The following is a 13,142-nucleotide window of genomic DNA, read 5'->3' on the forward strand; positions in this document are numbered from 1 at the left end:
GGCCCCGTTGTGCTTCTTCTGCTTTGCGTTTCCGCTGGGCTTTTGAAGCGACTCTTCGAAGTTTACATGCTCCGAGCACCGCTCGAACCAGGCTGCTGTGAAGAGGTGGAGACCGGCTCGCCCGCAGAAAGTCCGCGTTCGTTTCGCTCGGTCTTCACCAACTGTACCCCTGGGGGTGAGTGCTCGTGACGGGTTCGGGGGAACACTTCAGTGTCGTGGCTTACACGCTCACCCGGCCGCCCTCGAAGCCCCGTCAGACCCCGCCGACCCGTCGGTCAGAGCTTCTCGATGGGCGCGTACTTGACGAGGAAGTCCTTCTCCCCGATGTCCGCGCCGAAGTCGATGCGGGCCTTGGTCTTGTCCCCCGCCCCGTCGACGAGCTCGACACGGCCCATACCGAAGGAGTCGTGGTTGACGAGGTCACCGACGCTGAGCGAGGGCGCCTCCTTCACTGCCTTCTTCCCGCCACCGCCGAAGGTGCTTCCGAAACCGCCTCCCCCACCGAAGCCCCCACCACCGCGGCCTCCGCCGATGCTGCGGCTGGGCGGCGCGGCCAGGGTGGACTCGGCCCGCTTCCAATCGACGAGGGTCATGGGGATCTCGTCGAGGAACCGGGACGCCGGGTTGTAGGAGGGCGTTCCCCAGGCGCTGCGCACCGCGGCGCGGCTGACGTACAACCGCTCCTGGGCACGGGTGATGCCCACGTACGCCAGCCGGCGTTCCTCCTCCAGTTGGGTCTTGTCGCCCAAGGTGCGGGTGTGCGGGAAGACGCCGTCCTCCATGCCGGAGAGGAAGACCGCGGGAAACTCCAGCCCCTTGGCGGCGTGCAGGGTCATCAGGGTGACCACCCCGCCCTCGTCGTCCTCGTCCGGGATCTGGTCGGTGTCGGCGACAAGGGCGACACGTTCGAGGAAGTCGACGAGGGTGGGTTCGCCCGGGTCGATGCCCTGGTTCTCCTCCCCATCGAGTAGTGCCTCGTCCTCGATGAGCGCCGCGAAGGTGTTCTCGAACTCGCGGGCGACGTCGACGAACTCCTCCAGGTTCTCCACCCGGCTCTCGTCCTGGATGTCCTTGGACTCGGTGAGTTCGGACAGGTATCCGGTCTTACCGAGCACCGTCTCGACGATCTGCGCGGGCGTGCTTCCGGGCACCCCGGACGCGAGTTCGTCGAGCAAGGCGATGAAGTTGCGGATGGCGTTGGCCGAACGCTTGGCGATGCCGGGGACCTCGTCGACCCGGCGCAGCGCCTGGGAGAACGTGATGCGCTCACGCGCCGCGAACAGTTCGACGGATTCCTCGGCGCGAGCGCCGATGCCGCGCTTGGGCACGTTGAGGACGCGGCGCAGGCTGACGGTGTCCTCGGGGTTGGCGAGCACCCTCAGGTAGGCGAGGATGTCGCGGATCTCCTTGCGCTCGTAGAAGCGCACCCCGCCGACGATCTTGTACGGCAGGCCGGTCCGGATGAACACGTCCTCGAACACGCGGGACTGGGCGTTGGTCCGGTAGAACACCGCGACCTGGCTCGGCTTGACGACGCCCTCGTCGGTGAGTTTGTCGATCTCCCCGACCACGAACGCCGCCTCGTCGTGTTCGTTGTCGGCGACGTATCCGATGATCCGGGGCCCCTCGCCCTGTTCGGACCACAGGTTCTTGGGGGGCCTGCCCTCGTTGCGGTCGATGACCGTGTTGGCGGCGGACAGGATGTTCTGGGTGGAGCGGTAGTTCTGCTCCAGCAGGATGGTGCGCGCGTTCGGGAAGTCGCGTTCGAATTCGAGGATGTTGCGGATGGTGGCGCCGCGGAACGCGTAGATGGACTGGTCGGCGTCGCCCACCACGCACAGCTCGGCGGGCGGGACGACACTGGTGTCGGAGTCCTCGGCCGCGCCGACGAGTTCGCGCACGAATACGTACTGGGCGTGGTTGGTGTCCTGGTACTCGTCGACCATGACGTGCCGGAAGCGGCGCCGATAGTGCTCGGCGACGTCCGGGTACATCTGGAACAGGTTGACGGTGAGCATGATGAGGTCGTCGAAGTCCATGGCGCCGGCCTCGTGAAGGCGGCGCTGGTACAGCTGATAGGCCTCGGCGAGCTTCTTCTCCTGCTCGTTCTCGGCCTGCCCGGCGAAGGTGTCGTAGTCGATGAGTTCGTTCTTGAGGTTGGACACCTGGAAGCTGAAGGACTTGGGCGGGAACCGCTTGGGATCCAGGTCCATCTCCTTGCAGACCAGCTGCATGAGCCGGGCCGCGTCCGCCGCGTCGTAGATGGTGAAGCTGCTCGGGTAACCGAGCCGGTGCGCCTCCCGGCGCAGGATGCGCACGCACGCCGAGTGGAAGGTCATCGTCCACATGGTGTTGGCCGCGCGGGTTCCGAGGAGCGCCTGGATGCGTTCCTTCATCTCGGCGGCGGCCTTGTTGGTGAAGGTGATCGCGAGGATCTCCCCGGGGCGCACCCCGCGTTCGGCCATGAGATGGGCGACGCGGTGGGTGAGGACACGGGTCTTGCCCGAGCCCGCGCCCGCGACGATCAGGAGCGGAGTGCCGGAGTGCGTCACGGCGTCGCGCTGGGGACCGTTCAGACCTTCGAGAAGCTGCTCTTGGGAGGACACGCTTCCCAGGTTACGGCCGACCGGTGACGGTCGGGCCCACCCCTACCGAACCCGCCCTAGTCTGGTTTCACACCGGGTGCGTACTTTTCCCACCCGGCCCATGTCTGTTTCGGGGGGAGATCGGTCTTGGCTGACCGGAAGACCACGCGGGTGTTCATCGACTGTGACCCGGGGATCGACGACGCCGTCGCGCTCGCCTACCTGGCCGCGCGGCCGGAGGTGGAGATCCTCGGTGTCGGCGCCGTGTTCGGCAACAACACCGTGGAGGTGACCGCGCGCAACGCGCTGCGGCTGCTGGAGCTGTACGACCGTCCCGGCGTTCCGGTGGCGGTCGGCGCCGGCCGTCCGCTGGTCCAGGCGCCGCGTCTGGCCGAACACGTCCACGGCGGTAACGGGCTGGGGGACGTGGAGTTGCCCGAGTCCGAGGCCGAGCCGGTGGCGGAGTCCGCCGCCGAGCTGCTGGTGCGGCTGGCCCGGGAGAACCCGGGTGAGCTGGACGTGCTGGCGGTGGGCCCGCTCACCAACGTGGCGATCGCGATCGGTCTGGAGCCGCGACTGCCGGAGCTGGTGCGCCGGCTCGTGGTGATGGGCGGCGCCGTCGAGGTACCGGGAAACGTGGGTTCGCACGCCGAGGCGAACATCGTCAACGACCCCGAGGCTGCCGAGGTGGTGTTCGCCGCCGGGTTCGACCTGGACCTGGTGGCCTTGGACATCACCATGAAGACGGTGGCGACCTCGGAGTGGCTGGACCGGCTCAAGGAGGTGCCCGGGAAACGGGCGGAGCGCACCTCGGCGTTCCTGGACTTCTACGCCGACTTCTACAAGGGGATCTTCGGGGTGCGTCAGTGCGCCATGCACGACCCCTTGGCCGCCGCGGTGCTGGTCGACCCGCACCTGGTCACCGAGACGTTCGAGGCACCGATCCGGGTGGAGCTGACGGGTTCGCTGACCCGCGGCATGACCGTCGCCGACCGGCGTCCGCGCCCCGGTGGGGACGAGCGTCGCGCCACCCGCGTGATCGCTTCGGTCTCCGGGGACGAGTTCCTGGACCGGATGCTCGACTCGCTGCGCTGAACCGGCCGCCCGCCGGGGTCGCTCAGACCAGGCGGCGGGCGGTCGCCCAGCGGCTCAGCTCGTGCCGGTTGGAGAGCTGGAGCTTGCGCAGCACCGAGGAAACGTGCGTCTCCACCGTCTTGACGGAGATGAAGAGCTCCTTGGCGACCTCTTTGTACGCGTAACCGCGGGCGATGTGCCGCAGGACCTCGCGTTCGCGCTGGGTGAGGCGGTCCAGCTCGGGGTCGATCGGGGGCGCGTCGGTGGCGGAGAAGGCGTCCAGCACGAAACCGGCCAGGCGCGGTGAGAACACCGCGTCGCCGTCGGCGACACGGACGATGGCGTTGGACAGATCCTTGCCGGAGATGGTCTTGGTGACGTAGCCGCGTGCGCCGCCGCGCACCACACCGATGACGTCCTCCGCCGCGTCGGAGACCGACAGGGCGAGGAACCGGATCTGGGGGTGTTTGGCGAGGACGCGGCGGAGCACTTCCACTCCCCCGCCGCCCGGCAGGTGCACGTCGAGAAGGACCAGGTCGGGCCGGGTCTCTCCGATCACGTGCACGGCGCTGTCGACGTCACCGGCCTCTCCTATGACCTCGACCGTGTCGCCGAGCTCGCCGCGCACACCGCTGCGGAACAGCCGGTGGTCGTCCACGATCACGACTCGGGGAATCGCGTCTCCGTCGCTGAAGGTTGTGCTCTCTTCTCCCACGATCAGAATCCTACCCCGCCCGGAAGTCGCTCACAGGTCGAGGATGCGGGGCATCCGGAGTTGGACCTCCGTGCCCTCGCCCGGTTCGGTGCGGATGCGCGCGGAGCCGCCGTGGCGCTCCATGCGGCCCAGGATGGAGCCGCGCACGCCCATGCGGTCCTCGGGGACGGCGTCGAGGTCGAAGCCCGCCCCTCGGTCGCGGACGAACACCAGGACCTCCTTCTCCTCGACCTCGCCGAAGACGGAGATGGTGTCGCTGTCGGCGTACTTGGAGGCGTTGACCATGGCCTCGCGGGCGGCGCGCAGCTGGGCGCCGAGTCCGTCGTCCATGGGGCAGTCGCCCACGCACACGACCTCGATGGGGACACCGTGTTCCTCTTCGACCTCGGCGGCGACGCGTTCGAGGGCGGGCGAGACGGTGGTCTCGGCGTCTGCGGGGCGTTGGTACAGCCAGCTGCGCAGAGCGCGTTCCTGGACGCGGGCCAGGCGTTGGACCTCGCGGGGGTCCTCGGCGCGGCGCTGGATCAGGGTGAGGGTGTGCAGGACGGAGTCGTGGATGTGGGCGGCGAGTTCGGCGCGTTCCGCGTTGCGGATGCGCTCGCGACGTTCGGCGTCGCGTTCGCGGACCAGGCCGATGATCCAGGGTGCGGCGACCAGGGAGATGCCGGCGATGAGGGTGAACGCGAAGCTGAGTCCGGCGCGGGCGTCCTGGAGTTGCTGTTGGAACACCATGAAGCCGATGACGCCGGTGACGATGAGCAGGACACCGGCGCCGGTGCGCATGAGCCCCTTGGGGCCTGCGCGGCTGACGGTGCTGGTCATCCACTCGTCGCGTTGGGCGGGGTTGGCCTGTTGCCACAGGATGGTGGCGCCGAGCGCTCCGAAGACGATGAACCACAGCAGCGGGTCGAAAACGCCACCGAAGACGAGGAAAAGCATCCCGAAGACGACGGCCAGGCCGACGTAGGCGATGATCTGCGAGATGTCGCGACCCTTGCGCCGGTTGTCGGCGACCGGGTCGGCGCTCTCGTCCACCTCCTCTTGGGGGAGGACGAAGTAGAGGGCCGCGTACACGGCCAGTCCGATACCGCCGACGCTCAATGCCATGAAGGCGAGCCGGACCACGACGGCATCGATGCCCAGATGTCGGGCCACACCGACGGCGACTCCGCCGAGGAGGCTTCCGTCGACCGCGCGGGTGAGCCGCGGGGTTCCCACGGCCGTCGTTGCCACCGCTCGCTCACCGCTTTCGTCCGAGTCCCTGCCGTACTCCTCCAGGATGCCTTGTGCGCGGCGCGCCGACATCGGGGACGCACCCGGGGTCTGCGGGGCTCACTGGTCAGGGTGGGATCAGGGTCCTCCCGGATTCCCTCTGAGACGGGTCAGGAGCGACGATGGTTCCATGGGAAGGTGCGGTGAGCGACGATGACCGACAGTCAGGCCCCTGACACGCCGGCTTCCGCGGAGGCCCCTCGGGAGCCGGGGCCGGAGCTGCGCCGCAACGACGACCACCGGGTGATCGCCGGGGTGTGCGCCGGGTTGGGCGCGTACACGGGGATCGACCCGCTGCTGTGGCGGACGGGGTTCGTGCTGACGATGTTCGCCGGTGGTACGGGGGCGTTCCTGTACATCGCGGCGTGGGTACTGATGCGCGACCCCCAGGGGGGACCGGCCACCTTCGAGCAGATGCTGGACCGGGCCTTCCCCTCACGGGCGGTGCCCAAGCTGTTGGCCGTGGGGTTGATGGCGGCGACGGCGTTGAGCCTGGGGGGCGGGTTCGGCTGGGGCACGATGGTCCTGGCGATCCCGCTGGTGTTGGGGTTGTTGACCGCGCGGAGCCGTGGGGTGGACCTACGGGCTTCCTTACTGAGTCTGCGCGCGGACCTGGCCGGGCGGGAGCCACCGCCGACCGGCCCGGCGCCGCAGCCCAGTGCCGCCTACTACAACCCGGCGCAGCCGTGGGCGTCGGCCCCGAACGGGCCGGTGGACCTGGCGGTGGTGTCGGAGCGCACCTCCCGCGACGTCGAGGGTCCCGATGAGGACGACTCCGATGACAGCGGCGACGGCGAGGACGCTCCCGGCCCGCGCAAGCCCCGCTCGTCGCCGTTGGCCTCGTACGCGTTGTGGACCGTGGTGATCATGGCGGTCGTGTGGGTGATCGCCGCACCGAAGCTGGGGTCGCCGTACTCCGAGGTCGGCGGCGCCGGTCTCCTGTTCGGCCCGGACCTCGGGATCTACTTCATGGCCGCGGCCACCGCGGTGATCGGCCTGTTCGCACTGATCGGCACGTTCGTGGGCAACCCCCGCGGGTTGGGGTTCCTGGGCGTCCTGGCGGTGGTGGGCGCGCTCACGGTCACCATGACCGACGTCACCGCGTGGCGGGTCGGTGGGGAGGTGTGGCGACCCGGGTCGGTCACCGAGGCCGAGTCCTCGGACCTGCGGCTGAGCCTGGGTGAGGGAACACTCGACCTGTCCGGGCTCGCAGGGGCTTTGGAACCCGGACAGAGCGTGGACGTCACGGCCCGTGTCGATCAGGGGAAGTTGATCGTGGTGGTTCCCGACGACATACGGGTCGAACTGGACGCAAACGTGGTGTTCGGCGCAGTGCACACCCCCGAAGAAGGAGACGAGGACCTGCACGGGTACGACCTCACGTACGACGAGTCGTTCGGCTCGATCAGACCGCTGCCGCCCCCGGGGGCCGCGGAAGCACCCGTGGTGAACGTGAAGGCCGACACCAGGGTCGGAGTACTGGAGGTTCGCTATGACCAAGCGCGGAATTGACGGTGGCTCGCTGGTCGCCGGGGTGCTCTTCCTCGGCCTGGCGGTCGTGTTCGTCGTGCAGGGAAGCGGATCCTGGGATTTCAACGCCCTGTGGCTGATCCCGGTGCTGTTCGCGGGCCTGGGTCTGGCCGGGGTGGCGAGGGCACTGCTGCGTTCGCGCCCGGACCGATCGGGTGCCCCGAACGCCTCGGGCTCTTCAGGGGCCCAGGACGCGCTGAAGGAGAAGGAGAAGGAGGACTGAGGCGGGCCCCGGATCGACCGGGGCACGCCCGTGTCTACTCGGGTCGATGTTCGGCGATGGCCGAGAACTCCTCGATCCCCAAGGACTCCCCTCGCGTCTTCGGGTCGATACCGGCGGCGCGCAGGGCCTCCTCGGCGGCGGGAGCGGAACCCGCCCACCCGGCCAGCGCGGCCCGAAGGGTCTTGCGGCGCTGCGCGAACGCGGCGTCGATCACCTTGAAGACCTGTTCGCGGGGCGCCTTCGTGGTGGGGGCGGGGCGGCGCACCAGTTCCACCAGCCCGGAGTCGACCTTGGGCGCGGGCCAGAAAACGTTGCGGCCCACCGCTCCGGCGCGTTTGGCGAAGGCGTACCAGGCGACCTTCGCGGAGGGCACCCCGTAGATGCGGCCACCGGGGGTGGCGGTGATCCGGTCGGCGACCTCGGACTGCACCATGACCAGCACCCTTTGGAGGGTCGGCAGCAGTTCGAGCAGGTGCAGCATGACCGGCACCGACACGTTGTAGGGCAGGTTGGCCACCAGCGCGGTGGGTTCCGGTCCGGGGAGCCCGGTGATGCGCATGGCGTCGCCGGTCACGACGGTGAGCCGCTCGGCGAGGTCGGGCGCGTGGGCGGCGATGGTGCCGGGCAGGGCCGTGGCGAGCGCCGGGTCGATCTCGATGGCGGTGACCTGTCGCACGTGCGGCAGGAGCGCGAGGGTGAGGGAGCCGAGCCCCGGCCCCACCTCGACCACCACGTCGTCGGCGCCCACGCCCGCCACGCGGACGATACGGCGGACGGTGCCGTGGTCGATGACGAAGTTCTGGCCCAGGGTCTTGGTGGGCCGGATGCCGAATCGTTCGGCGAGCTCACGTACGTCGGCGGGGGTGAGCAGGCGGGAGCCGGCGTCGGGGTCGGGTGCGGGTGTCTGTGTCACCCACACATCTTGCCGGCCGTGGCCCACCCGCTCGTCCCTCAGCCGAAGAGGTGCACTCCGCACTCCGGCCACTGGCTCTGCCAGTTCCCACCGACGGTGTCGTAGAGCTGTTGGGCACGGCTGGTCTGTTCGTCCGGGCTCGCCTCGGAGGGGAGTCCGCTACCGCCGACCGACTCCCAGGTGGTGGCGCTGAACTGGTAGAGGCCGTAGTAGCCGCCAGCGGAGTTGACCGCCGTGGGGTCGCCGCCCGACTCGCACTGGGCGAGCCCGGACCAGTCGAGGCCGGCGGCCGCACCGCCGGCCTCCGCGGGGGAGGTGTCCTCCTCCACCTTGGTACCGACCTCCACCAGACCTTCCACGGGTTCGGTGACGATCTCCTCGGAGAGTTCGTGCTCGTCTTCCTCTCCGTCGCGCAGGACGGTCGCGGTGGTGACCTCCTTGAGGCCGTCCTCCGGTTCGGTGACGACCTCGCGTTCGCCCTCGGGCCGGTCGGGGTCGTCCCGTTCGACGGTCTCGGCCTCGATGACGACCTCGTCCGTCTCGGGTTCGCCGATGACGGGCAGGACGCGCACGACCATGTCGGGGTCGGCCGGCTCGTCGGGTTCGGGGGTGACGATGTCGTGTTCGCCGGGCTCGATCCCGGCGGCGTCGAGGACGTCGGCGACGGTCTCCCCCGTGGTGCGGGTCTCGGAACGGATCGTGTCGTACATCACGACCATGCGGGGCGCGCGTTCGGCGGTGACGGTGAGGCCTTCGGTGGGGATGGCGGTGCTCCGCGCCCGGGAGAGCTCGACTCCCTCGGGGTCGAGACCGATCTGGTCGAGGGCCTCGTCGAGGGTGACGGCGTTGACGCGGTGGTCGGCCCGGTGGCCGTCGAGTTCGACGGTGAGTCGTTTCGGGGAGCGGACGATGACGTGGTCTCCGGCGCCGACGGGCGTCTCCGGGGAGGGGGCCACGGCGTCGTGTTCGTCGAGTTCGATGCCCGCCTCCGCCAGGGCGTCGGCGACGGTGCCGCCGAAGGTGTGGACGGTCGTCTCCTCGCCGTCGGCGTCGATGGTGACGCTCCGGTCCGTCGCCAGGGCGGTGCCGCCACCGGCGAGGGCGAGTGCGACCGCGCCGGCGACGGCGGCCACGACGAGACGGGGGACGGGGAGTGGTGCGCGCCTTCGGCCCTTGGCACGGCGTCCGCCGGGCATGGGTGGATCACCCTATCTTTCGGTACGAATAGTGGAGGGGCGGGGTTTTCGGCCGCCTGACGTGGGCCGGGATCACATTAACACCACGCTCGGTAATCATTTAGTCACTGGCCGAAAATCGGCACTGGCGTCCGGCGGGCCCGACCTGCACAATGAACCGAACGTCGTTCTAGTACTGTTCGCGTCCGAAAGGCACCCATGGGACCTCTCCACGGAATCCGCGTCGTCGAGTTCACCGGTATCGGACCGGCTCCGATGACGGGCATGCTCCTCGCCGACCTGGGAGCCGACATCATCCGGATCGATCGCCCGCAGGCCGCCGAGGCCCTCCGCTCCGGCGCCCCGGGGCCGCACATGAGCGAGGGTCGGGCCGTGGTCGGAGCCGACCTCAAGTCCGAGGAAGGGCTGACGCTCGCCCGCGACCTGATCTCCCGAGCCGACGTGCTCCTGGAGGGTTTCCGCCCCGGGGTGATGGAGCGACGCGGGCTGGGCCCCGACGACTGTCTGGAACTGAACCCGCGCCTGGTGTACGCACGCGTCACCGGCTGGGGCCAGGACGGTCCACTGGCCCACACCGCCGGGCACGACATGAACTACATCTCCGTGAACGGCGCCCTGCACGCCATCGGTCGGGCCGAGGGCCCGCCCGTCCCCCCGGTCAACCTCCTGGGCGACTTCGCCGGCGGCACCATGTTCACCGCCACCGGGATCCTCGCCGCGTTGGTGGAACGGCAGACCTCCGGGCGCGGCCAGGTGATCGACGCGGCGATGGTGGACGGCAGCGCCCTGCTCATGTCGATGGTGCACGAGGACCGTGCGCGCGGCTCGTGGAAGGACGAGCGCGGCACCAACTACCTCGACACGGGTGCGCCCTGGTACGACGTCTACGAGTGCGCCGACGGCCGCCACGTGTCCGTGGGCTGTATCGAGCCGCAGTTCTACGCGGCGTTCCTGGAGGGGGCCGGTCTGGCCGGGGAGGATCTCCCCGACCAGTGGGACGCCGAGGAGTGGCCCCGGCTACGCGCACGGTTCGCCGAGGTGCTGCGCACCCGCACCCGGGACGAGTGGGGCGAGCTGTTCGAGGGCACCGACGCCTGTGTCATGCCGATCCTGTCCCTGGAGGAGGCCCCCGACCACCCGCACGTGCGGGCTCGCGGCGCGCTCACGCGCCAGGGCGACCGGGTCGTCCCCGGCCCCGCGCCCCGGTTCGACCGCACGCCCGGTGAGGTCACCCGCGGCAGACCGCTGCCGGGCACCGAGGAGGCGCTGAAGCGGTGGGGCATCCGGGACTGACCTCTACGAGAAGACCCCGAAGATCCCGGAATCGCCGCTTTCCCTCCCCTCACCCCACCGATCACTAGGGTGAGCGCGACCAGCTGGGCGAACGCGCGATCAGGGGGCCGCCATGGCACCGAGTCCCGGGCTCGATCCGCGTTGGGGAAGGCGCCTGGGCGCGTTCCTCGTCGCCATGGCGGCCCTCCTCGGCACCGCGTCCACGCCCGCGCTCGCCGCCACGACCGAATCCATCCGCACCACCCCCGTGGTCCTGGTCGGGGTCCCCGGGCTGCTCTGGGAGGACGTCACCCCCGAGCACACACCCACTCTGTGGGCGATGGCCGGGGACGGAGCCATCGGCAACGTGTCGATCCGGACCGCCGGCTCCCGCACCTGCCCCACCGACGGCTGGCTGTCGGTCTCGGCCGGGCAGCGCGCTTTGGCCGAACAGGAAGGGTCCAGGGTCTGCGAGCCCGCACCCGAACCGCTGCCGGACGGCTCCGGCGCCGTTGTTCCCGACCATTCCGACCTCGTCGAGACGAACCGGGCCTCGCCGTTCGCCGCGCCCGTGGGGCTGCTCGGCCAGACGGTGCGCGACCACGGTGGGCTGACCCTGGCGGCCGGGCCCGGCGCCGCCTTGGGCGCCGCCGACGCCTCGGGACGGGTCGACCACTATCTGGAGTCAGCGCGTGAGGTGACCCCCGAACGGCTCGACGGGGTGTCCTTGGCGGTGGTGGAACTGCCCCACCTCACCCGTCTCCACCCGGCCCCGGCCTCCGGGGACGTCGCGGAGCGGGATCGCGAGGAGGCCCTCGGGAACCTCGACTCCCGGCTCGCGGCACTGACGAGCACCCTGCCCACCGGCGCCTCGATGATGGTCGTGGGTGTGTCCATGGACACCGGGCCGTCCCGACTGACCGCCGCCATGACCGGTGACATGGCCGAGCACGGCCTGACCGGCACTTCCGCCTACCTGGTCTCGGAGTCGACCCGCAGGCCCGGCCTGGTGTCCCTCACCGACACCACCGTGACCGTCCTCAACGCCTTGGGGATGCGGCCGGACGCCTTCACGGGCGGCCGGGTCTGGCGGCTGAGCGAACGTCCCGCGACGGCGGAGGCCGCCGTGGCGCGGTTGGTGGACTTCAACACCGCCGCGGTGGTGGTGGGGGCGTCCATTCCGGGTTTCTTCAGCGGTCTGGTCGCCCTGCAACTGTTGATCTACGCGGCGGCCGCCTACGCCCTGCATCGTCATTCCGACGGACAGAGGGACAAACGGGCCCTGGCGCTGTCGGTGACCCGGACGGTGGCGTTGGCGGGCGCGGCCTTCCCCGTGGCGAGTTACCTGGCCAACCTCATACCGTGGTGGGCCATGCCGTCGCCGTCCCCGGCCCTGCTGCTGTCGGTACTGGCCGTGGACGCCCTGGTGGTGGCGGTGGCCATGGCGGGGCCGTGGCGGCGCACCGTCCTCGGTCCGATGACGGTGGTGGCGGGCGCGACCACGCTGGTGCTGTTCCTGGACCTGTGCTTCGGCGCGAACCTGCAGATGAACTCGCCCACCGGTTACTCACCGATCGTGGGCGGCCGGTTCTACGGAATCGGCAACATCGCGTTCGCGACCTTCGCCACCGGCATGCTCATGACGGTGGCCGGGATCGCGCACGTCCTCATCGGTCGGGGACGACGGCGAGCGGCGGTCGCCACGACCCTGGTGATCGGGGCGGCGTCGGTGCTCGTCATCGGGTGGCCCGGCCTGGGCACCGACTTCGGCGGAGTGATCGCGCTGATCCCAGGCTTGGCGGTGACCACGATGATGATCGCGGGGGTCCGGGTCACCGTGCCGAGACTCGCCGTGGTGGGAGCCGCAGCGGTGACAGTGATCACGCTGCTGACCTGGATGGATCACCTGCGCCCGCCCGCGGACCGCAGTCACTTCGGCGCGTTCGCCGAGCAGGTGGCGAACGGGGAGGCCGGGGCCGTGCTCGCCCGCAAGTCGGAGGCGATGCTGGGCACGCTGGGCAACTGGCAGCTCACCCTGCTGGCGGCGGGGGCGCTCCTGTTCCTTTTCGCTGTCCTCAATCGGCCAACGAAGTGGCGGATCGGAGCGCTCCAACGGGCCTACGAGCACGCACCGACGCTCCGGGCAGGGCTCACCGGGTCCCTCGTGACGGCATTGGTGGGCTTCGCGGCCAATGATTCGGGGGTGGCGATTCCGGCGCTGGCACTGACCATCGCGGTTCCGTTGACCCTTTCCGCCTGCGTCTGGGCGCTTCAACAACGGGATCAAGCGCCCGAACAGGAACCAGCGGAGGAGAACCGCCTGAAACGGGCATAGTCCTTACACCAGCAGGCCCGGAAAAAG

10 protein-coding genes are annotated in these 13,142 nt (G+C 70.0%); 5 read left to right on the top strand and 5 right to left on the bottom strand.

The features are described from left to right. Window positions 1–275: 275 nt before the first annotated feature. On the bottom strand, window positions 276–2,606 hold the full coding sequence (gene pcrA / locus BQ8420_RS05870; protein ID WP_087096789.1) for a DNA helicase PcrA: 2,331 nt from the start codon (window positions 2,604–2,606) through the stop codon (window positions 276–278). 126 nt (window positions 2,607–2,732) lie between these two features. Here pcrA and BQ8420_RS05875 point away from each other — a divergent pair, with 126 nt between their 5' ends. Further along, window positions 2,733–3,680, top strand: a complete 948-nt coding sequence (locus tag BQ8420_RS05875; RefSeq protein ID WP_235005954.1) for a nucleoside hydrolase — start codon at window positions 2,733–2,735, stop codon at window positions 3,678–3,680. Window positions 3,681–3,702: 22 nt separating this feature from the next. Here the strand turns inward: BQ8420_RS05875 and BQ8420_RS05880 are convergent, their stop codons facing one another. Then, window positions 3,703–4,374 carry a response regulator transcription factor gene (locus tag BQ8420_RS05880; protein ID WP_087096791.1) on the bottom strand — a complete coding sequence of 224 codons (672 nt, stop codon included), beginning with the start codon at window positions 4,372–4,374 and terminating at the stop codon, window positions 3,703–3,705. Window positions 4,375–4,404: 30 nt separating this feature from the next. Beyond that, window positions 4,405–5,607 (bottom strand): ATP-binding protein, encoded by a 1,203-nt coding sequence (locus BQ8420_RS05885; protein WP_087096808.1) that lies wholly within the window; start codon window positions 5,605–5,607, stop codon window positions 4,405–4,407. A 192-nt stretch (window positions 5,608–5,799) separates the two neighbouring features. On the opposite strand from BQ8420_RS05885, the gene BQ8420_RS05890 reads away from it, so the two are divergent. Together BQ8420_RS05890 and BQ8420_RS05895 are read left to right on the top strand one after the other, a co-directional pair. Then, a complete protein-coding gene (locus BQ8420_RS05890) occupies window positions 5,800–7,158 on the top strand; it encodes a PspC domain-containing protein (RefSeq protein ID WP_087096792.1) in 1,359 nt (452 codons plus the stop codon). Further along, on the top strand, window positions 7,139–7,399 hold the full coding sequence (locus tag BQ8420_RS05895; RefSeq protein ID WP_235005955.1) for a hypothetical protein: 261 nt from the start codon (window positions 7,139–7,141) through the stop codon (window positions 7,397–7,399). Before BQ8420_RS05890 ends, BQ8420_RS05895 begins: the two co-directional genes overlap by 20 nt. Window positions 7,400–7,433: 34 nt before the next feature. Here BQ8420_RS05895 and rsmA read toward each other — a convergent pair whose 3' ends face one another. Together rsmA and BQ8420_RS05905 are read right to left on the bottom strand one after the other, a co-directional pair. Further along, entirely contained in the window at window positions 7,434–8,318 is an 885-nt protein-coding gene (rsmA, locus tag BQ8420_RS05900) for a 16S rRNA (adenine(1518)-N(6)/adenine(1519)-N(6))-dimethyltransferase RsmA (protein WP_087096793.1), read from the bottom strand. Window positions 8,319–8,350: 32 nt separating this feature from the next. Beyond that, window positions 8,351–9,508 carry a resuscitation-promoting factor gene (locus BQ8420_RS05905; protein WP_087096794.1) on the bottom strand — a complete coding sequence of 386 codons (1,158 nt, stop codon included), beginning with the start codon at window positions 9,506–9,508 and terminating at the stop codon, window positions 8,351–8,353. 198 nt (window positions 9,509–9,706) lie between these two features. Between BQ8420_RS05905 and BQ8420_RS05910 the strand changes: the two genes are divergently transcribed. Then, window positions 9,707–10,801 (top strand): CaiB/BaiF CoA-transferase family protein, encoded by a 1,095-nt coding sequence (locus tag BQ8420_RS05910; RefSeq protein WP_087096795.1) that lies wholly within the window; start codon window positions 9,707–9,709, stop codon window positions 10,799–10,801. A 175-nt stretch (window positions 10,802–10,976) separates the two neighbouring features. Further along, entirely contained in the window at window positions 10,977–13,115 is a 2,139-nt protein-coding gene (locus BQ8420_RS05915; RefSeq protein ID WP_200815821.1) for a hypothetical protein, read from the top strand. The last annotated feature ends 27 nt before the right edge of the window (window positions 13,116–13,142 follow it).

The sequence above is a fragment of the Nocardiopsis sp. JB363 genome (assembly GCF_900143625.1).
In the GTDB taxonomy this organism is placed as follows: Bacteria; Actinomycetota; Actinomycetes; order Streptosporangiales; family Streptosporangiaceae; genus Nocardiopsis.

Coding starts and splice junctions, on each gene's coding strand:
- BQ8420_RS05890 (WP_087096792.1), top strand. CDS start 5,800: ATGACCGACAGTCAGGCCCCTGACACGCCGGCTTCCGCGGAGGCCCCT.
- BQ8420_RS05895 (WP_235005955.1), top strand. CDS start 7,139: ATGACCAAGCGCGGAATTGACGGTGGCTCGCTGGTCGCCGGGGTGCTC.
- BQ8420_RS05905 (WP_087096794.1), bottom strand. CDS start 9,508: ATGCCCGGCGGACGCCGTGCCAAGGGCCGAAGGCGCGCACCACTCCCC.
- BQ8420_RS05910 (WP_087096795.1), top strand. CDS start 9,707: ATGGGACCTCTCCACGGAATCCGCGTCGTCGAGTTCACCGGTATCGGA.
- BQ8420_RS05915 (WP_200815821.1), top strand. CDS start 10,977: ATGGCGGCCCTCCTCGGCACCGCGTCCACGCCCGCGCTCGCCGCCACG.